The organism is Achromobacter semiaridum (assembly GCF_053543755.1).
This window is the reverse complement of record NZ_JBLVOL010000031.1, coordinates 72,480-90,639: the sequence shown is the minus strand read 5'-3', so window position 1 is coordinate 90,639 and position 18,160 is coordinate 72,480. Positions and strand designations below refer to the sequence as shown.

General features: G+C 66.1%; 18 protein-coding genes. 10 read left to right on the top strand and 8 right to left on the bottom strand.

Going from position 1 to position 18,160, the window contains the following annotated elements:
* The first annotated feature begins 31 nt into the window (after positions 1 to 31).
* Together ACNPP0_RS10060 and ACNPP0_RS10055 are read left to right on the top strand one after the other, a co-directional pair.
* Positions 32 to 526, top strand: coding sequence for a hypothetical protein (locus tag ACNPP0_RS10060; protein ID WP_448705778.1), 495 nt, complete (start codon positions 32 to 34; stop codon positions 524 to 526).
* A complete protein-coding gene (locus ACNPP0_RS10055) occupies positions 523 to 1,911 on the top strand; it encodes a tripartite tricarboxylate transporter permease (protein WP_332608399.1) in 1,389 nt (462 codons plus the stop codon). The genes ACNPP0_RS10060 and ACNPP0_RS10055 overlap by 4 nt, the downstream gene beginning before the upstream one ends.
* Positions 1,912 to 2,029: 118 nt before the next feature.
* Here ACNPP0_RS10055 and ACNPP0_RS10050 read toward each other — a convergent pair whose 3' ends face one another.
* The 5 genes from ACNPP0_RS10050 to ACNPP0_RS10030 are packed head-to-tail and all read right to left on the bottom strand — an operon-like array spanning position 2,030 to position 7,160.
* The gene (locus ACNPP0_RS10050) at positions 2,030 to 2,929 is read right to left on the bottom strand and encodes an SMP-30/gluconolactonase/LRE family protein (protein ID WP_332608400.1); all 900 of its coding nucleotides are present in this window, start codon (positions 2,927 to 2,929) and stop codon (positions 2,030 to 2,032) included.
* 22 nt (positions 2,930 to 2,951) lie between these two features.
* Complete coding sequence (locus tag ACNPP0_RS10045) at positions 2,952 to 3,950, bottom strand: Bug family tripartite tricarboxylate transporter substrate binding protein (protein WP_448705777.1); 999 nt, start codon at positions 3,948 to 3,950, stop codon at positions 2,952 to 2,954.
* A gap of 40 nt (positions 3,951 to 3,990) precedes the next feature.
* Entirely contained in the window at positions 3,991 to 4,977 is a 987-nt protein-coding gene (locus ACNPP0_RS10040; protein WP_448705776.1) for a Bug family tripartite tricarboxylate transporter substrate binding protein, read from the bottom strand.
* The gene (locus tag ACNPP0_RS10035) at positions 4,974 to 6,179 is read right to left on the bottom strand and encodes a CaiB/BaiF CoA transferase family protein (RefSeq protein WP_448705775.1); all 1,206 of its coding nucleotides are present in this window, start codon (positions 6,177 to 6,179) and stop codon (positions 4,974 to 4,976) included. The genes ACNPP0_RS10040 and ACNPP0_RS10035 overlap by 4 nt, the downstream gene beginning before the upstream one ends.
* A 42-nt stretch (positions 6,180 to 6,221) precedes the next feature.
* A complete protein-coding gene (locus ACNPP0_RS10030; RefSeq protein WP_332608404.1) occupies positions 6,222 to 7,160 on the bottom strand; it encodes a hydroxymethylglutaryl-CoA lyase in 939 nt (312 codons plus the stop codon).
* Between the two features lie 255 nt (positions 7,161 to 7,415).
* On the opposite strand from ACNPP0_RS10030, the gene ACNPP0_RS10025 reads away from it, so the two are divergent.
* Together ACNPP0_RS10025 and ACNPP0_RS10020 are read left to right on the top strand one after the other, a co-directional pair.
* The gene (locus ACNPP0_RS10025; protein ID WP_332608405.1) at positions 7,416 to 8,144 is read left to right on the top strand and encodes an IclR family transcriptional regulator; all 729 of its coding nucleotides are present in this window, start codon (positions 7,416 to 7,418) and stop codon (positions 8,142 to 8,144) included.
* Between the two features lie 108 nt (positions 8,145 to 8,252).
* Positions 8,253 to 9,410 carry an NAD(P)H-dependent flavin oxidoreductase gene (locus ACNPP0_RS10020; protein WP_448705774.1) on the top strand — a complete coding sequence of 386 codons (1,158 nt, stop codon included), beginning with the start codon at positions 8,253 to 8,255 and terminating at the stop codon, positions 9,408 to 9,410.
* A 47-nt stretch (positions 9,411 to 9,457) separates the two neighbouring features.
* Here ACNPP0_RS10020 and ACNPP0_RS10015 read toward each other — a convergent pair whose 3' ends face one another.
* Together ACNPP0_RS10015 and ACNPP0_RS10010 are read right to left on the bottom strand one after the other, a co-directional pair.
* The gene (locus ACNPP0_RS10015; RefSeq protein ID WP_448705773.1) at positions 9,458 to 10,930 is read right to left on the bottom strand and encodes a sensor histidine kinase; all 1,473 of its coding nucleotides are present in this window, start codon (positions 10,928 to 10,930) and stop codon (positions 9,458 to 9,460) included.
* The gene (locus ACNPP0_RS10010; protein ID WP_332608408.1) at positions 10,927 to 11,655 is read right to left on the bottom strand and encodes a response regulator transcription factor; all 729 of its coding nucleotides are present in this window, start codon (positions 11,653 to 11,655) and stop codon (positions 10,927 to 10,929) included. The genes ACNPP0_RS10015 and ACNPP0_RS10010 overlap by 4 nt, the downstream gene beginning before the upstream one ends.
* A 145-nt stretch (positions 11,656 to 11,800) precedes the next feature.
* Here ACNPP0_RS10010 and ACNPP0_RS10005 point away from each other — a divergent pair, with 145 nt between their 5' ends.
* The 5 genes from ACNPP0_RS10005 to msrA all read left to right on the top strand — a co-directional run bounded on the left by ACNPP0_RS10005 (position 11,801) and on the right by msrA (position 14,925).
* On the top strand, positions 11,801 to 12,430 hold the full coding sequence (locus ACNPP0_RS10005) for a cytochrome b/b6 domain-containing protein (RefSeq protein WP_448705772.1): 630 nt from the start codon (positions 11,801 to 11,803) through the stop codon (positions 12,428 to 12,430).
* A 10-nt stretch (positions 12,431 to 12,440) separates the two neighbouring features.
* Positions 12,441 to 13,232, top strand: coding sequence for a molybdopterin-dependent oxidoreductase (locus tag ACNPP0_RS10000; protein WP_448705771.1), 792 nt, complete (start codon positions 12,441 to 12,443; stop codon positions 13,230 to 13,232).
* Between the two features lie 41 nt (positions 13,233 to 13,273).
* Entirely contained in the window at positions 13,274 to 13,600 is a 327-nt protein-coding gene (locus ACNPP0_RS09995; protein ID WP_448705770.1) for a pentapeptide MXKDX repeat protein, read from the top strand.
* A 74-nt stretch (positions 13,601 to 13,674) separates the two neighbouring features.
* The gene (gene msrB, locus ACNPP0_RS09990; protein WP_332608412.1) at positions 13,675 to 14,181 is read left to right on the top strand and encodes a peptide-methionine (R)-S-oxide reductase MsrB; all 507 of its coding nucleotides are present in this window, start codon (positions 13,675 to 13,677) and stop codon (positions 14,179 to 14,181) included.
* Between the two features lie 36 nt (positions 14,182 to 14,217).
* Positions 14,218 to 14,925, top strand: coding sequence for a peptide-methionine (S)-S-oxide reductase MsrA (msrA, locus tag ACNPP0_RS09985; protein ID WP_448705769.1), 708 nt, complete (start codon positions 14,218 to 14,220; stop codon positions 14,923 to 14,925).
* 79 nt (positions 14,926 to 15,004) lie between these two features.
* Here msrA and ACNPP0_RS09980 read toward each other — a convergent pair whose 3' ends face one another.
* Positions 15,005 to 17,065 carry a transcriptional regulator gene (locus tag ACNPP0_RS09980; RefSeq protein ID WP_448705768.1) on the bottom strand — a complete coding sequence of 687 codons (2,061 nt, stop codon included), beginning with the start codon at positions 17,063 to 17,065 and terminating at the stop codon, positions 15,005 to 15,007.
* Between the two features lie 119 nt (positions 17,066 to 17,184).
* On the opposite strand from ACNPP0_RS09980, the gene ACNPP0_RS09975 reads away from it, so the two are divergent.
* Positions 17,185 to 18,036: a class I SAM-dependent methyltransferase gene (locus ACNPP0_RS09975; RefSeq protein WP_332608415.1), complete on the top strand. Its 852-nt coding sequence runs from the start codon at positions 17,185 to 17,187 to the stop codon at positions 18,034 to 18,036.
* The last annotated feature ends 124 nt before the right edge of the window (positions 18,037 to 18,160 follow it).

Here is an 18,160-nt window from a genome sequence, read left to right as displayed (position 1 = left end):
CCGCGCCGCCCGCCCCTCAACGGAGAGAGACATGGAACCAAATTCGCCCGCGCCATCCTGGCGCCTGGCAGAGGTATGGAGCGACACCGTCGACCTGCGCCAATTGGCGTGGGCCATCGGCATCGGCATCGCCATCAGCGTGACCGGCTTTTATGCCGCCAGCCGCTGGCTACGCGGCATCGTGGCGTCGCCCGAACTGGCGCACGCCTACGCCATGCTGGCCGGCCTGGCCGGCTGCGTGATCGCGGGCGTGATTTGCGCGCGCCTGTTCCCGCCCAAGCGTGAAGTCATCGAGCACACCTCGACGCACGACCCGGCCTGGCGCGCCGAAGTGCTGGCCGAACTGGCGGACCAGCCGGGCGGGCTGGGCTCGCTGGCCGACCTGCCCGAACCCGTGGTCCGCGAACTGAAAGAGCTGGGTCTGTACGACCTGTTCACCGAACTGCCGCCCGCGTCCGCCACCGACCCCACCACGGCCCCCGCCACGGCCTTGCCGCAAGGCGCTTCCAAGGAGGCGCTGGCATGAGCGACCCGATCCTGCTTGAACAAATCATGGTGGCGGCCGCCATGGGCCTGTTGGGCGCGGTGGTGTTCGCCGCCATCGGCCTGGTGTCCGGCACCGACGAAACCACCACGCTTGCCCCGCTGACCTTGCTGGTGGTGCTGCTGGGCGTGCCGCCCGCCGGCGTGTTCACCTTCTTTCTGGCCGGCGCCGTGGCCAAGCACATGACGCATGCCGTGCCCACCGCGCTGCTGGGCATCCCGGGCGACACGCTGGCGACACCCTTGCTGCAAGACGCGAACATGCTGCGCAAGCTGGGCGTGCCGCACATTGCGCTGCGCAAGATGGTGTCCGGCGCCATCGTGGCCGCCTTCGTGGCCGTGCCGCTGGCCGTGCTGTTCGCCGTGTTGCTGGCGCCGTTCGGCGCGGCCATCACCAAGTCGGCGCCGTGGATCTTTCTGGCCGCCGCCGTGTTGATCGCCTATTTCTCGGCCGGGCGCTGGGCGGCGGTGGCACTGCTGGTGCCCTTCGTGGTGGTGATCATCGCCCTGCAAAGCCTGACGGCCAAGTACGGCGTCAAGCTCAGCATCAGCTACTTCCTGGGCATTGCCATCGGCCCGCTGATTGCCGACCTGTTCACCGTGATTTCACCGATGGGCCGCGCAAAGATGATGCGCGACAAGGTGCGCACGTTTTCGCTGGCGCCCGACGTCAAGGGCTGGTCGGGCTATTTCCCCAACCCGCTCAAGGTCATGGACCGCACGCAGACCCGCTGGACGCTGGCCACCGCCGCCATCTCCAGCGCCACGTTCGTGTTCAGCCCCGTCGCCATGACGGTGGTGCTGGGCGAGCTGGTGGGCTCGCGCATCAAGCACGCGTACCACCGGCTGACCACCGTGCTGTCCGCCCGCAACGGCGTCACCGAAGCCACCTACATCGCCGAAGCGCTGATTCCGCTGATTGCCTTTGGCTTGCCGCTCAGCCCCGTGGCGGCGGGACCGGCCGCGCCGCTGTTCAACGCCCCGCCCCGCTTCACGGTGGACGCGGCTACCGGCCAGACGCACAACCTGCACAACCTGCTGAACCACTGGGAATTCCTGGGCTACGGCATGCTGGCCGTGCTGCTGGCGGCCGTGGTGTCTTACCCGTTTGCCATGAACTTCGCGCGCCGCGCCGCGCTGTTCGTGTCGCGCCGCGTCAGCCACGAAGCCATCATCGCCACGTTCGTGGGCTTGATCATCGTGATCAGCATCTGGGAAGGCCAGTTCCTGGGCCTGCTGGTGATCCTGACGATGGGCCTGTTCGGCGGCCTGCTGTCGCGCCTGTTCGGGTTCAACACCGGCGTGCAGTTCATGGGCTATTACACGGCGGTGCTGTCGGTGCCGGCCATCGTGAAGTTGATGGCGTGATGGTGGGGTGGCGTAATTCTGGGCATGGCGTGTTTGCGGGGATCGAAGGATCGGCTGAGAGGCTGAGAGGCTGATTCCCTGATCCCCCGATCCCGCCATCGCGTTGCCGCCAATCCCGTTACGCAGGCAACGGCGCTTCAAGAATCGCCCCGGTTGCGGATTCCGTCATGACGACGGCGCCGCCATCGGGGCGTATCGCCACATTGGTCACCGTACTGCCGGCAATCGGGCTTTTCAAAAAGTGGCTGACTTCGCCCCCCGCGTTCAGCACGAAGACGCCGCCCAGGCTGGCATGCGCCACCAGCAAACCGCCCGACGGCGTGCTGGCCAGCCCGTCCGGCCCGCTGGTGCCGAAGAAGGTGCGAAACGCCCCCATCTTCGACAGCGAGCCATCGCGCATCAACGGGCCGCGCCACACCTGGTTGGCACGGGTCACGGCCACGAACAGCACCTGTTCATTCGCGTCCAGCGCAATCCCGTTCGGGCTGGGCGCATTGGCCAGCAGCAGGTCCAGGCGGCCGCTGGCCGGTTCATAGCGATACACGCGGCCATGGGGATCGTGCAGCCCGGTCTGCCCCTGGTCCGTGAAGTACAGCCGACCCGCGCGGTCGAACACCAGATCGTTCACGCCCTTGAAGGATTCGCTGTTGCGCTCACCCAGCACGGTATCGACCTGGCCCGTGACCGGGTCGCATCGCAAAATGCCAAGCCGGTAGTCGGCTACCCACAGGCTGCCATCGCGATGGCGCGCCAGGCCGTTGGGCCAGCCGCCCGTTTCGGCCACCACGCACCAGTCGTTGTCGCCGTCCACGCGCAGGATGCGGCCATGCGGAATGTCCGTTACGTACAACGCGCCGTCGGCGTCAAACACCGGGCCCTCAAGAAAGCAATCCACGATATGCCCCGCCTTGTTGGCGTCGGCCCAGGCGCTGCGCCGAGGGAGCCGTAACGCGCCGGGCATGGCGGCGATGACGCGCGCTTCAATCACCTCCGGCGGCGCGAAGTTCATATTCCACATGGTGACTTCTCTCCTGTCCGTGTTACTCGGGCTTGATGCCCACGCGTTTGCCCACGTCAGCCCACAGGCGCACCTGGTCCTGCACATAGGCGCCAAACTGCGCCACGGGCAGGGACCGATGGCGCGCCCCCTGCCGCGCCATGTTTTCCTGCATGGCGGGCTCGCTCATTACCTGTGTCACCAGCTGGTTCATCTTGTTGACGATGGCCGGCGGCGTGCCCTTGGGCGCGGCCAGGCCAAACCAGTTCAACACCTGATACGACGGCAGCCCCGCCTGCGCGAAGGTCGGCACATCCGGCAATGCGGCAAGCCGGGTCGCGCCAGTGACGGCCAGCGCCCGCACCCGCCCGCCCTGCACCGGGGGGATGGCGGTGGGCGCGGCTGTGATCAACAGGTCGATCTGCCCGGCCATCAGGTCGGACAACGCCGCGCCCGCGCCGCGATACGGAATATGGGTCAACGACACCTTCGCTTCGCTCTTGAACATCTCGGCGGCCAGGTGCGTTGAGCTGGCCTGCCCGCCCGACCCGAAATTCAGCGTGCCGGGCGCCTTGCGGGCCTGCGCGATCAACGCGTCCATCGTCTTGTACGGGGACTTCTCGGGAACCAGCAGCACCAAGGGCGTTTCGATGATTTCACTGACGTGGATCAGGTCGTTCTGGTAATCCCAAGGCAGCTTGGAAAACAACAGCGGCAGCATCGTGTAAGTGGTGTCGGTGACCAGGAACGTGCTGCCGTCGGGCGCGGACCGCGCCACTTCCTGCGTGGCGATGGTTCCCGACGCCCCGGTCTTGTTGTCCACGATAAAGGTTTTTCCGGTGGCCTCGGATAGCTTTTGCGCCACTTGCCGCGCGGCGTAATCCGTCGTGCCGCCGGGGGAATACGGAACGACCAGGCGCACGGGTTTGTCGGGCCAGTTGGCCGCGTCGTCGGCCGCGTGCGCCGGCACCCAGGCCAGCGCCGCCGCAACGGCAAGCAGCACGCGGCGCAAGGCGGCGCCACGCGTGAAAAGCGTAGTCATGATGTTGTCTCCTGTTGGCTCCTGTGGCCCCGCGTCCGTATTACGCCGCGGTCTGGATGTTGGCTTCGCGGATCAAGCGCGCCCACTTCTGTTGTTCATTCAAGATGTATTGCTGCGCGGACTGGGATGACCCGCCCATCGGCTTGCTGCCTTCCGCCGTGAACATGGCGATGGTGGCCGGGTCGGCCAGCACCTTTTCCACGACGCCGTTGACCTGGGCAATGATCTCGGGCGGTGTGCCGGCGGGGGCCACCAGCGCCTTCCAGTCCACGGCCTCGAAGCCGTCGAAGCCGGATTCCGCCACAGTGGGCACGTCGGGCAGGATCGACAGGCGTTCGCGCGACGTGACGGCCAAGGGGCGCAGCACCTTGCCTTTCAGCATTTCCTGCGCGGCTTGGGGCGTGGCGAACATGTAGTCGGTGTTCTCGCCCAACAGGTCGTTCAGCGCCGGCGCCGCGCCCCGGTACGGCACGTTCAGCACCTGGAATTTGGCTTGATACGCCAACAGCTCGCCCGCCAGATGGCCCACGGTGCCCGAGCCGGCCAGCGCCTGCTTGATGGCGCCCGGTTGCGCGCGGGCTTCCTTGACCAGGTCGGCCAGCGTGTTCCAGCGCGCGTTGGCCTTCACGACCAGCACCACCGGCAACGACGCCACCATCGCGACGGCCGCGAAATCCTTGGCGGCATCGAAGGGCATCTTGGGCATCAGCGCCGGATTGATCGCCAGGTTGGCGGTTTGCCCCAGGCCCAGCATGAAGCCGTCGGGGCGCGTCTTGGCCACGTAGTCCATGCCGATATTGCCGCCCGCGCCGGGGCGGTTTTCCACCACCACGGACCAACCGGCTGCCCCCGTGATCTTGGCCGCGATAGCGCGCGCCACGGAATCGGTGCCGCCGCCCGGCGTGTACGGAACGATCAGCCGGATGGGCCGGCCGTCGGGATAGGCGGACGCGGCATGCAGCCGCAGCGGCAGCGCGGCCGCGCAAAGCGTTGCGCCCAAAAACGAGCGTCGGGTCAGAGCGATCATGATGGTTGGTCTCCTTCTGTTATGCGCCTTGCCTTCAAGGCCGCGATCTCGTCGTCGCGATAGCCCACCGCCCGCAACAGCGCGTCGGTGTGTTCGCCCACAGCCGGCGGCTGCAAGCGGATGGGGGGTTGCTGCCCGTCCAGCGTCAGGGGGGCCAGCGGCACGAAGCTCTCCCGCCCGTCGGGCAGCGTGATGGGCGCCAGCCCGCCGGTGGCGTTCAGATGCGGGTCGTCAAACAGCTGCTCGGGGCGGGTGATGGGCGCAAAGGGCAAGCCTTCTTCTTCAAAGCGCGCGGCCAGCGCCGCCGAGCTATGGCCCGCCAGGTGCGAACGCAGCAGCGGCATCAGCCATTCCCGCGCGCGTACCCGGTCGTTATTGGTGGCTAGACGCGGGTCCGACAGCCATTGCTCCAGGCCGAAGGCGCGGCAGAAAATGTCCCACTGCTTGTCGCTGACCACGGCCAGGAAGATCTGCTCGCCGTCCTTGACGGTGAACACGTCGTACACCGCCCACGCGGAAATGCGGGTGGGCATCGGCGCGGGCGCGCGGCCCGTCATGGCGTACTGCATCATGTGCTGGCCCACCAGGAACACGTTGTTCTCAAACAGCGAGGCCTGTACTTCGGTGCCCACGCCGGTGTGCTCGCGCTGGGCCAGCGCGGCCATGGCGCCCATTGCGCCGAACATGCCGCCCATGATGTCGTTCACGCTGGAGCCCGCGCGCAGCGGGTCGCCGGCGCGCCCGGTCATGTAGGCCAGCCCGCCCATCATCTGCACCACTTCGTCCAGCGCGGTGCGGTTGTCGTAGGGGCCGGGCAAGAAGCCCTTGTGGCTGACGTAGATCAGCCGGGGGTTGCGCGCCTTCAGCGTGGCGTAGTCCAGGCCCAGCTTCTGCATCACGCCAGATTTGAAGTTCTCGCTGACGATGTCGGCGGTGTCGATCAGGCGCAAGGCGGCTTCTACCCCTTCGGGCTGCTTCAGGTCCAGCGCAATGCTTTTCTTGTTGCGGTTGAACATGGGAAAGAAGCCCGCGCCCGAGCCCAGCAGGCGGCGCGTGGTGTCGCCGCCTATCGGCTCGACCTTGATCACTTCCGCGCCCAGGTCCGCCAGCAGCATGCCGCAGGTCGGCCCCATCACCATGTGGGTGAATTCGACGACGCGGATGCCTTCATACGGAAGGCGGGACATTGCACGGCTAGTCATGGGTGATGCACCTTGATTACAAAAACGGATGAACGGATGGCGTTAGCGCGCCTGAACAAAGCCCAGGGGCAAGCCCGCGTCGGGCGTCATGCCGTAAAGCGGTTCGCCGGGCAGGCCGGCGGCCAGCGGCTGGCGCGCCGCGATGATCTTTTCCAGGTCGATGCCGGTGCGCACGCCCATGGCCTCGAACATGAAGACGAGGTCTTCCGTGACGACATTGCCCGACGCGCCGGGCGCGTAGGGGCAGCCGCCCAAGCCACCCAGCGAACTGTCGAACGTGCGCACGCCTTCGTCCCAGGCGGCCAGGCAATTGGCCAGGCCCAGGCCCCGCGTGTTGTGCATGTGCGCGGCGCCGGCCTGGGCGCCAAGTTCCGCGCGCAAGCGGCGGAACAAACGGCGCACCTGCGCCGGGTTGGCATGGCCAACGGTGTCCGACAAGCCCGATTCATCGGCGCCCGCCGCCACGCACATCGCGGCCAGCCGGATGACCTCGTCTTCCGGCACCAGGCCTTGCAGGGTGCAACCGAACGCGGTCGAGATGCCGGCTTCAAGCTTGACGGCGGGCGCAAGTTCGTCGCGCAGCGCGGCAATGGCGCGCACCTGTTCGACCATGTCTTCAGGGGTCTTGCGCACGTTGGCCAGGGAATGCGCGCGGCTGGCCGAAACCGGCATGGTCAGCTTGTGCACGCCGGCCCGCAGCGCGGCCTCGGCGCCGCGCAGGTTGGGCACCAGCGCCATCACCGTCAGCCCCGGAATACGCGCGGCATAGGCCACGACTTCGGCGGCGTCGGCCATTTGCGGCAACAAGCGCGCGGGCACGAAAGAAGCCACTTCGATTTCACGCACGCCGGCTGCGACCAGCGCGTCGATCCACCGGAATTTGTCCTCGGTCGCCATCGTGGCCGACACGGACTGCAAGCCGTCTCGCGGGCCGACTTCGCTGATCAGCACCTGCGCGTCGTTGTGGCTGGGGTCCGTCATGACGATGTCTCCTTATGGTTTTATAAGTTCTATCTTATAGAATGCTGTTCTTTCTAGTGGAATTAAAGACGATGCGCAAAATGCTGTCAAGCGCGTTGCCTGGTGGAAATTACGGTGGCGGCCCGGGAAGGAGGCACGTTGCCGCACCGCGCTGTGCCTACAATGGCGGCGCCTGTCGTTCTAAAGGATGGAATATGCCGATCGCCCTTCCCTTTGCCTTGGCGCGTTGCCCGGCCATCACCGCGCAGGTTCGCCATGCCACGTAAAGCCGCAACCGAATCCGTTGCCGATGCCGATGCCGCCGCCGGCGGCGTGGCGGCCGTCGACCGCGCGCTGAGCCTGATGGCCGTGTTCACGCCCAGCGATCGCACGCTGTCCCTGGGCGAACTTGCCGAACGGACCCGCCTGTACAAAAGCACCGTGCTGCGTCTGCTGGCCTCGCTGGAGCACGCGCAATGGATCCAGCGGCTGGACGATGGCCGCTATGCGCTGGGCCCCGAGGTGGCCCGTTTGCATGGGATCTATTCCGCGTCGTTTTCCCTTGAACATGTGGTGGTGCCGGTGTTGCGCGACCTGGTTGCGGCCACCGGCGAAAGCGCGGCGTATCACGTGCGCCAAGGCGATGCGCGCCTGTGCCTGTATCGCGTGGATTCGCCTCACCCGGTGCGCGACCACATCCGCGCGGGCGATCTGCTGCCGCTGGAACGCGGCAGCGGCGGGCGCGTGTTGACGGCGTTCGACGATATCCTGGGCAACGCGCCCGGCCCGGAACAAGCGCTATACGCGCGCATCCGCCAGGACGGTTATTTCGCGGCAATGGGCGACCGCCTGAACGAAGTGGCGGGCATTTCGGCGCCAGTGTTCCTGCTGTCGGGCGGCATCGCAGCGGCCGTGACGCTGACCGCGCCCGCGCACCGCTACAACCCTGACCACCTAAGCCACGTGCTGAACGCCGCGCGCCGCCTGACGGGCCGCGTGGGGTGATCCCCACCGCGCCACGGGCGCCATTGCCCGCCGCTTGATCCTGCGCAAGGCGACCCGTCATGCCTTGCTCTAGCCTCTGTCCACTTGACCAGAGGAAAGGCTTTAAACATGACGTGGTTCAAATCACTCAAACTCGCCGGCCGCGAACTGCTGCCCATCGTGCAGGGCGGCATGGGCGTCGGCGTGTCCGCGCATCGGCTGGCGGGAGCCGTCGCCAGCCAGAATGCGGTGGGCACCATCGCCAGCATCGATTTGCGCCATCACCATCCCGACCTGCTTGAGCAGACAGACAAGTGCAATGACCGCGACCTGATTGACCGCGTCAACCTGCTTGCACTGGACCGCGAAGTGCGCGCCGCGCTGGATACGGCGGCAGGCCGGGGCCTGGTGGCGGTGAACGTCATGAAGGCCGTGCGCGGCCACCCGGCGCTGGTGCGGCAAGCCTGCGAAAGCGGCGCGCAGGCCATCGTGATGGGCGCGGGCCTGCCCATGGACCTGCCGGAAATGACGGCCGATTTTCCGAACGTGGCCTTGGTGCCGATTCTGTCGGAGGCGCGCGGCGTGGCCGTCGTGCTGAAAAAATGGATGAAGAAAGGCCGCATGGCCGACGCCGTGGTGATCGAGCATCCCGGCTATGCGGGCGGCCACTTGGGCGCGGCGCGGCTGGACGACATCCACCACGAACGCTTTGATTTCCAGCGCGTACTGGCTGAATGCCACACGCTGTTCGATGAACTGCAACTGGGTCAAGACGCGCCCAAGCTGATCGTGGCCGGTGGCGTGGGCAGCCACGACCAGGTGCGGCATTGGCTGGCGCATGGTGCCGACGGCGTGCAGGTAGGCACGGCGTTCGCCGTCACGCAGGAGGGCGATGCGCATGAGAATTTCAAGCGGGTGCTGATTGATGCCGACCCGGCCGAGCTGGCCGAATTCACCAGCGTGGCCGGGCTGCCCGCGCGCGCCGTCGCCACGCCGTGGCTGACACGCTATCTGCGCCAGGAAAAGACGCTGCAAGCCGGCACGCGCTGCGATCCGCGCCGTTGCAGCCAGCGCATGGACTGCCTGACGCAATGCGGCCTGCGCGATGGCCTGTCACGCTTTGGGCAATTCTGCATTGACCTGAAGCTGGCCGCGGCGCTACGCGGCGAAGTCAGCCGGGGGTTGTTTTTCAGGGGTGCGTCCAAGCTGCCGTTCGGCAGCGCGATGCGTTCGGTGCGCGAGCTGATGGACTACCTGCTGCATGGGCAGATGCCGGCAGCGGCGTAGGCCGCCGATTGAATGGCGAGGCGTCAAGGGGCAGCGGGACGTGCGCCCTATCGCGCCGCCGACAGATCAAACTGGAACACCGCGCCCGGCTCCGGGCGTTCCACCAGCCGGATCTCGCTTTGGTGCAGTTGCAGGATGCGCTGCACGATCACCAGCCCCAAGCCCCCGCCATCGCGCGGCCCCCGGTTCAACGCCGACGCGCGCGTGAACAAGCCCGTGCGCAGCTCTTGCGGAATGCCCGTGCCCGTATCGCTGACCTGCACCTGCACCCGGTTCTGCGCCACGCCCAGTTGCAAGTCGATGCGGCTGCCGGGCGGGCTGTGCCGGATGGCGTTGTCCAGTAGGTTGGTCAGCACGCGTTCGATCAGGCCCAGGTCCGCCCGCACCAGCGGCAGCGCCTGCGGAATGTCGGTGCTTAGCTGTTGCTGGCGCGCTTCGGCGGCAAGCTCGAACTTCTGCATGACGTCTTGCACCAGTTCCGGCAGCGAAAACGTTTCAGGCTCAAGCCTTACCAGCCCCGACTCCAGCCGCGCCAGTTCGAATAGCTCTTGCGCCAGACGCCCTACCTTGCGGCTTTGCCCCAGCGCGATGTCCAGATAGCGGCGGCGTTCGCTGATGTTCAGCGTCTCGTCCTTCAGGCGCAGCGTTTCCAGATAGCCATGCAGCGACGTCAGCGGTGTGCGCAGGTCGTGCGAGATATTGGCCACCAGATCGCGCCGTTGCTGGTCCTGCCGCGTCAGTTCGCGCCATTGGTCGGAAATGCGGCGGCCCATCTGCACGAAGCTGCGGCGCAACACCGAGATCTCGTCCTGACTGGTGTCGGTGTCATCGCCCGGCCGTGCCAGCGCGGCCAGCGCCTTGCCATCGTCGCCTTCAAACGCGCGCACCGCCCGCGTCAATTCGCGCAGCGGCCGCGTGATCAGCGCAAACGCCGTCAAGCCCGCCACCAGCCCCAACAACGCCACCAGCGCAATCGACCACAGCGTGGTGCGCAACACGGAACTACGCGATACCGACATGGCCAGCGCGTCGTGCGCCTGCCCTTGCAGCACCACGTATACGTAGCCCTTTTCCTGCCCGCCTACGCGCACGGGCGCGGCGCTGAACACCTTTTGGCCGTCCTGGCTGCGCGGGTCGTCGCCCACAATCGGCAGCATGCCGCCCGCCAGCAAATGCTTGACCGGGGCCAGGTCCACCTGCGCGCGCTTGATCTGGCCCGCCGGCGCGGCATCGCCCACGATGCGCCCGTCGTTGGACAGCAGATAGACCTCCACGGCCGGGTTCACCGCCATCAGCATGTCAAACAGCGAACGCACGGCGTCGGGCTTCCAGCCGTTGGCATCCATCAATTCCGTGGTGCCCGCGATGTGCTGCGCCAAGCCGCTGGACAGGCGCTGCACCACCTCTTGTTCGTAGCGGGAATTGGCGGCGATCTGCAACCACGCCGACGCGCCGCAGCACGCCAGCAGCAGCAACGCAAACACGGCGGACAGGCGTTGGGTCAGGGTGAATCGTTTCATGTCGGGCCTCCGGCAGCGCCCGGTCCCGCGGCGAATTTATAGCCCCTGCCCCACACCGTCAAAATGCGGCGCGGGTCGGACGGGTCGGCTTCGATCTTGGTGCGCAGCCGGTTGATATGCGTGTTGACGGTGTGTTCGTAGCCTTCGTGCTGATACCCCCAGACGTGATTCAGCAGATCCATCCTGGAAAACACCTTGTCGGGGTGGCGCGCAAAAAAATGCAGCAGGTCGAATTCGCGCGGCGTCAGATCCAGGCGGCGGTCATCGACGTCAACCGTGCGCGCGATGGGGTCGATGGACACGCCGTGCACCGCCAGGCTGCCGGCGTCGATGCGCGCATTGCGTTCGATGGCGCTGCTTCGGCGCAGCAAGGCCCGCACGCGCGCCACCAGTTCCAGCATCGAAAACGGCTTGGCCAGATAGTCGTCGGCGCCCAGTTCCAGGCCCAGGATGCGATGCACTTCGGACGACCGGGCGCTGGTGATGATGATGGGGGTGTAGCGCGCCATGGCCCGCGCGCGCTTGCAGATTTCCAGGCCGTCGATGCCGGGCAGCATCAGGTCGAGCACCAGCGCGTCCCAATTGCCCTCTTCCAGGCGGCGCATGCCGTCGTTGCCGTCGGCGGCGTGTTCCACCTCGTAGCCTTCGTCGCGCAGGTGCAGGCGCAGCAATTCGGCGATGTGGGCGTCGTCTTCGACAATCAAAACGCGGCGGGGCGTGTCCATGGGCGGCTCGGGGGTAGGAATATCGCCATTGTCGCCAATCCACGGCGGCCAGTTATCACAATTTTTTTAAGTTTGCGTGAGGACTTCGATATCGGCCAGGGACAAGAATGGCTCCAACGACAGCACCCCGCCCCGGAGACCCGCCATGTTGGCAAGCCCCGCCCCCCACATTTCCCCCGCCGCCCGGCCACCCGGCGTCATCCACCCCGGCTGGCTGCGCGTGATGCACTGGCTGAACGCGCTGGCGGTGGTGCTGATGGTGATGAGCGGATGGCGCATTTATAACGCCGCCCCGTTCTTCGACTTTGCCTTTCCCAACAACATCACCCTGGGCGGCTGGCTGGGCGGCGCGCTGCAATGGCACTTTGCCGGCATGTGGCTGCTGTTTTTCAATGGCCTGCTGTACCTGACGCTGAACCTGGCCACCGGCCGGTTGCGGCGCAAATTCTTCCCCGTCAGCCCGCGTGGCGTGGCCACGGACCTGAGCGCCGCGCTGCACGGCAAGCTGTCGCACAACGACCTGCGCCACTACAACCAGGTGCAGAAGCTGGCCTACCTGTTCGTCATGGTTGACATCGTGGTGCTGGTGCTGTCGGGCCTGGTGCTGTGGAAGTCGGTGCAATTTAGCGTGCTGCGCGACCTGATGGGCGGCTATGAATTCGCCCGCCGCATCCACTTTTTTGCGATGGCGCTGCTGGTGGCGTTCGTGGCCGTGCACCTGGTGATGGTGGCGCTGGTGCCCCGTAGCCTGATCGCCATGATCCGCGGCAAATAAGGAGCCCGACGTGAGCCAAAAAAGACGCTTGTCTCTGCTGGGCCTGGACGGCGCGGCCATTCTGAAAGAAGCCAGGAACCTGCTTGCCCGACGCGTCGAGCAGCCGTCGCGCCGCGCCTTCCTGCGCAACAGCCTGACGCTGGGTGGCGTGGCGATGTTGTCCGGGTGTTCGCTGTCCGATGATGAAAACGTGGAAAAGGCCTTGACGTCGGTCTCGCGCTTTAACGACCGCGTGCAAGGCTGGCTGTTCGACCCGAACAAGCTCGCGCCCACCTATCCGGAATCCATGATTACCCGGCCGTTTCCCTTCAACGCGTATTACGGCATTGACGAAGTGCGCCACGTGGACGAGGAATCGTTCCGCCTGGAAGTGACCGGCATGGTGGCCGACAAGCGCCAATGGCGCCTGGAAGAACTGCGCGCCATGGCCCAGGTCGACCAGGTCACGCGGCACATTTGCGTGGAAGGCTGGAGCGCCATCGGCAAATGGGGCGGCGTGCCCTTCTCCACCTTTCTGAAACGCGTGGGCGCGGACCTGACCGCCAAGTACGTGGGCTTCAAGTGTTCGGACGACTACTACACCAGCATCGACATGCCCACGGCGCTGCACCCGCAGACCATCCTGGCGCTGACCTACGACGGCAAGACGCTGCCCCCCGAGTACGGCTTCCCCATGAAGCTGCGCATGCCTACCAAGCTTGGCTACAAGAACCCCAAGCACATACAGGCCATTTTTGTCACCAACACCTACCCAGGCGGTTACTGGGAGGACCAGGGCTATAACTGGTTCGGCGGAAGCTAGGTGAAATTCCTGTCTTACCCCCTCCATCAAAGGAACGCATCATGAAGAAAATCACCACCGCCGCTTTCTCCCTGTGCCTGGCATTCGGCGCCGTCGCCGCGCACGCCGCCGACACCATGGGCAAGGACAACATGAGCAAAGACGGCATGAGCAAGAGCTCGATGTCCAAGGACGGCATGGCCAAGGATGGCATGGCAAAGGATGGGATGGCCAAGGACGGCATGGCGAAAGACGGCATGGCCAAGGACGGGATGGCCAAGGACGGCATGGCGAAGGACGGCATGTCCAAAGGCGGCATGTCCAAGGACGGCATGTCGCACGACGGCATGAAGAAGGATTCGATGTCCAAGGACGGAATGAGCAAGTAAGCGCAGCAGGCCGCGCGCGCGGGCCGCCGAATAGGCCCGCGCCCGGCATGCCGCATTTTTGACGGAGCCACGCCATGACTTTGAACCGCAGACACTTCCTGACGCTGGGCGGCGCCGCCGCGCTTGCCGCGGGTCTTGCCCCCTGGCTGACCCCGCGCAACGCCTCGGCCGGCCCAAGCACCGCCGCGTCCTTTCCCTATGCGTTGACCGACGCGCAATGGCGCGCCCGGCTGACGCCCGCGCAATACCAGGTGTTGCGCCGCGAAGGCACCGAACGCCCTTACACCAGCCCGCTGAACGACGAACACCGCACCGGCACGTTTTCGTGCGCCGGCTGCGAGCAGCACCTGTTCTCGTCCAGCACCAAATTTGACAGCCGCACCGGCTGGCCCAGCTTCTGGCAGCCGCTGCCCAACGCCGTGGGCGAAACCCGCGACACCGGCTTTGGCATGGTCCGCACCGCCGTGCACTGCGCCAACTGCGGTGGGCACCTGGGCCACGTCTTCGACGACGGCCCCCGCCCCACCGGCTTGCGCTATTGCATGAACGGCGTCGCCATGACCTTTGCCGCACAGGGTTGAGGCGCGCCGGCTCCCCTTTCCAGGAACCTTCTGACCATGAACTTCCAAGCCAAAAAATTCTGCGCCGCCCTTGCCGCCGCCTGCGGCCTGCTGGCGGCGGGCGCGGGTGCGTCCCGCGCCGCCGAAACCGCGTTCATCATCCCCGCCCCGTCTGTCGACGAAACGCCCGCCGCCGCCACGCAAGAAAAAGCCGTCATCGCCGGCGGCTGCTTCTGGGGCGTGCAGGCCGTGTTCCAGCATGTCAAAGGCGTCAGCAACGCCGTCTCCGGCTACGCCGGCGGCAAGGCCGACACGGCCAACTACGACACCGTCAGCGGCGGCCGCTCGGGCCACGCCGAAGCGGTGGAAATTACCTATGACCCCAAGCAGGTCAGCTACGGGCAACTGCTGCAAATCTATTTTTCCGTCGCGCACGACCCCACGCAACTGAACCGCCAGGGCCCCGACCGTGGCACGCAATATCGTTCCACGGTGTTCCCGGCGAATGACGGGCAGCGCAAGGTGGCCGAAGCGTATATCGCGCAGCTGAACAAGACCGGCGTGTATTCCAAGCCGCTGGCCACCACCGTGGAACCGTTGCAAGCGTTCTACCCGGCCGAGGGCTATCACCAGGATTACCTGGTGCGCAATCCCAACAGCATGTACATCGTGTTGAACGACGTGCCCAAGGTGGAAAATCTGGCGAAGACCTTCCCCCAGAAGTATCGGGACAAACCGGTGCTGGTGGGCGCGAACGGGAAGTAAGCCCGGGCTGAAGATTCGGGCGCCCGCGCGTTGCCATCGTCCGATGGTGGCGCGCAGGCCCGCGTGCATTCTGCGTGCGTCACTCGAAGCCGATTCGCCTGGCGGCATTCTTGAACAGGGCTTGCGTGTCGGGCGTCAGGCGGAACGCGTTCAGAAAATTTGAAATGCCGTAAGCGGGGTTCGCCTTGTGTATCGTCGCCACAAACGCCCGCGCCTCGTCCTGCCTGTCAGCCAGTGCCAGGCAATGCGCGGCGATAGCCAGGATGTGCACGTGGGCGTTGGGACGCATGGCCGCCTTGACCGCCCAGTCGGCGGCCTCGGCGACCCGGCCCAACCGCACCAAAGCCAGCGCGCGAACCGCCAGCATGCCGAACATCAAGGGATCGAAGGGGCTCAGATGGCGCGAATGATCGGCAGAGCCAATCGCCGCCTGCGCGTCGCCCGATTGGCAATGGACAAAACCCAAGGTGTAGTGGCCCAACGCAAAGTTCGGGCTCAGGTCCACGGCGCGCTGCAATTCCGACAGTGATGGCTCCTGGCTGCCGCGCAGCCACAGCGCCCGACCCATGGCCCAATGCGCCGCGGGGTCCCGGTCGTCGGCAATCAGGCTCTGGCCCGCGGCTTGGTACGCCAGGTCGACCGCCAAATTCTGGTCGCCCCAACGTTGGAATGCGTCCTGCCAATGCGTGAACGACAGCCCAGCGTACGCCCGCGAATACGTGGGATCCAGCCGCAGCGCCAACTCGAAGAAATGCCTTGCCCGCGCGTTATCCGCCTGGTTGAACCGGTACATGTGCCACAGGCCGCGATGATGGGCCGACCAGGCGTCCAGCGAATTCGGCGGCGTAAGAATGGCGCGCTCGCGCTCGGCGGATTCAATTTCGATGTCGACCGAGGCGACGATCCGGTTGCCGATGTCGTCCAGCGCCACAAAGGCGTCGTCCATCGCGTGATCGAACGTTTCCGCCCAAACGATACGCGCGGTGCGCGCCTCGACCAGCGCCACGTCAACAATGATGCGATTGGCGTGCCGTCGCAGCAAGCCGCTGACCACGAAGTCCACATTCAGCGTTCGGCCGGCCTCTTCCGGCCCCACGCTGCGCTGATCCAGGGCAAACACGGTTCCCTGCGCAATGACGAACAGGCTACGCAGCTTTGCCAATCGCGTGATGATGTCGTAAGCCAGGCCATCGCCCAGGCCGCCCCGCACCCCGCCAGGTGCGGACGCGTCCGCGAACGGCATCACGGCAATCGAGGCACGACCGGTGTGATCCTTGCTGCTTTCTGCCTGCTCGGCAAGCACCGCCCTGCGCAAGCCAGCCGGCGGTTCAGGCGGGTCGGATGGCGTCCGCCCCAATTGCCGCCTCAATTGGCCCCACGCATCGCGCAACGGTCGCCAGTCCAGCCCTTCGTCTTCAAACGCGCGAATCGCGGCGGCCACGTGCTCTTCGCCTTCGCGAAGCTGGTTTCGCGCGCTGAGCGATTGCAGCATCAGCATGTGCGCGTGGCGATCGAACGGCGCCAGGCGCAACCATTTGTCCAGGCAGTCGTAGCGCTCTTCAGAGCCGTCCGGCAGCAGCGCCGCCAAATGTTCCAACACCGCGGCCTGGCATGACCGGAACCGCCGCCGCTGCGCCACCAGCCAGCTATCGAACATCGGGCAGGACCGGATGTGCAGCCCCTCCAGGAATTCCCCGACGAACAGCGCTGCCATCGCGCGCAACGGTTCCACGCCCACGTTGCCGATGCCCTGCCGCATCGCCCCTTCAATGTCGACCACATCCACGTGGCAGTCGCGCAGGTCCAGCATCACGCTGTCTTGCGCGGCCTGCACGCGGCGTTGGTCCGCGTCGTCCAGCAACGCGCGCGCCTTGCTGAGGCACCCACGAAGCTCGCCGCGCGGATCGTTCGGCAGGTCCCAGAGCAGTTCGCAAAGATATGCCCGGGACACCGGGTGCGTGGCCAGCGCCAGGTATGCCACCAGCGCGCGCAGCTTGCGCGATGGCGGCAGCGGCAGGGCCACGCCCGCGCGGCGGATCGCCATCGGCCCCAGCAGCTGGATATAAATGGCGCCGCTCTGGGGAATACCCTCCCCCCCGGTCGCCTCGAATTCCACGCTGGCTACCACGTTGGCCTCCACGCGCCCGCTCTACGGTTGAGTCCCGATCGCGCGCTACCCGAACAGCCTTTCGCCCGCGCATCGGCACCGCGTCGGCGATATCCGCCCGCGCCTTCACCTTGTGTCAATGGAGTCAAGCTATGTCCCCAACCGATATTGCCGCCGTTCCTCTTGCGCCGGCAGCCGCGCCGCCCGATCTGGCGGCCGTGAAAACCCGCCAGCAAGCCACCTGGTCCTCCGGCGACTATGCCGTGGTCGGCACCACGCTTCAGATCGTCGGCGAACAACTGTGCGAGGCCATGGATGTGCGCGCCGGGCAAAAAGTGCTGGATGTGGCGGCCGGTAACGGCAATGCGTCGCTGGCAGCGGCGCGGCGTTGGTGCGAGGTCGTCGCCACCGACTATGTGCCCGCGCTGTTGAGCCGAGCTCGCGAACGCGCCGCCGCCGAACGGCTGAAGATCGAGTTTCAGGAAGCCGACGCCGAAGCCCTGCCTTTCGCGCCCGGCAGCTTCGACGCCGTCATGTCCACCTTCGGCGTGATGTTCACGGCCGACCAGGACAGGGCCGCCGCCGAATTGGTCCGTGTCTGCCGTGCGGGCGGCAAGATCGGCATGGCCAACTGGACGCCGGAGGGCTTCGTGGGACAGATTTTCAAGACGATCGGCAAGCACGTCCCCCCGCCGGCCGGCGTCAAATCGCCCGCGCTGTGGGGCACCCGCGCGCGTATCGACGAGATGTTCGGCGCACATGCCAAGGCGATCCAGGCGGAACCGCGACACTTCGTTTTCCGATATCGCTCGCCGGCGCACTGGCTGCAAGTCTTCAAAAGCTATTACGGACCGGTCCTCAAGGCGTTCTCCATGCTGGAGCCCGCCGCGCAAGCCGCCCTGGAAAGCGACCTGATAGCGCAAATAGACCGGTTCAATCGCTCTGGCGACGCCGGGGTGGTGGTGCCCAGTGAATACCTGGAAATCGTGATCACCCGTCAGTGACGGGGACACTGCCCGAAGCCCCGTGGCGCAGGGACTACCCGGGCGGACAGCAAGCAGATGGTCCATGGCGCGACGCCTTCCTTCCCATCCGCGTAGCGGGCAGACGGGGCGATGCGAAGCATGT

What these genes read in the sequence shown, in the direction of transcription:
- ACNPP0_RS10060 (WP_448705778.1), top strand. Translation starts at nt 32, where the DNA reads ATGGAACCAAATTCGCCCGCGCCATCCTGGCGCCTGGCAGAGGTATGG.
- ACNPP0_RS10055 (WP_332608399.1), top strand. Translation starts at nt 523, where the DNA reads ATGAGCGACCCGATCCTGCTTGAACAAATCATGGTGGCGGCCGCCATG.
- ACNPP0_RS10050 (WP_332608400.1), bottom strand. Translation starts at nt 2,929, where the DNA reads ATGTGGAATATGAACTTCGCGCCGCCGGAGGTGATTGAAGCGCGCGTC.
- ACNPP0_RS10045 (WP_448705777.1), bottom strand. Translation starts at nt 3,950, where the DNA reads ATGACTACGCTTTTCACGCGTGGCGCCGCCTTGCGCCGCGTGCTGCTT.
- ACNPP0_RS10040 (WP_448705776.1), bottom strand. Translation starts at nt 4,977, where the DNA reads ATGATCGCTCTGACCCGACGCTCGTTTTTGGGCGCAACGCTTTGCGCG.
- ACNPP0_RS10035 (WP_448705775.1), bottom strand. Translation starts at nt 6,179, where the DNA reads ATGACTAGCCGTGCAATGTCCCGCCTTCCGTATGAAGGCATCCGCGTC.
- ACNPP0_RS10030 (WP_332608404.1), bottom strand. Translation starts at nt 7,160, where the DNA reads ATGACGGACCCCAGCCACAACGACGCGCAGGTGCTGATCAGCGAAGTC.
- ACNPP0_RS10025 (WP_332608405.1), top strand. Translation starts at nt 7,416, where the DNA reads ATGCCACGTAAAGCCGCAACCGAATCCGTTGCCGATGCCGATGCCGCC.
- ACNPP0_RS10020 (WP_448705774.1), top strand. Translation starts at nt 8,253, where the DNA reads ATGACGTGGTTCAAATCACTCAAACTCGCCGGCCGCGAACTGCTGCCC.
- ACNPP0_RS10015 (WP_448705773.1), bottom strand. Translation starts at nt 10,930, where the DNA reads ATGAAACGATTCACCCTGACCCAACGCCTGTCCGCCGTGTTTGCGTTG.
- ACNPP0_RS10010 (WP_332608408.1), bottom strand. Translation starts at nt 11,655, where the DNA reads ATGGACACGCCCCGCCGCGTTTTGATTGTCGAAGACGACGCCCACATC.
- ACNPP0_RS10005 (WP_448705772.1), top strand. Translation starts at nt 11,801, where the DNA reads ATGTTGGCAAGCCCCGCCCCCCACATTTCCCCCGCCGCCCGGCCACCC.
- ACNPP0_RS09995 (WP_448705770.1), top strand. Translation starts at nt 13,274, where the DNA reads ATGAAGAAAATCACCACCGCCGCTTTCTCCCTGTGCCTGGCATTCGGC.
- msrB (WP_332608412.1), top strand. Translation starts at nt 13,675, where the DNA reads ATGACTTTGAACCGCAGACACTTCCTGACGCTGGGCGGCGCCGCCGCG.
- msrA (WP_448705769.1), top strand. Translation starts at nt 14,218, where the DNA reads ATGAACTTCCAAGCCAAAAAATTCTGCGCCGCCCTTGCCGCCGCCTGC.
- ACNPP0_RS09975 (WP_332608415.1), top strand. Translation starts at nt 17,185, where the DNA reads ATGTCCCCAACCGATATTGCCGCCGTTCCTCTTGCGCCGGCAGCCGCG.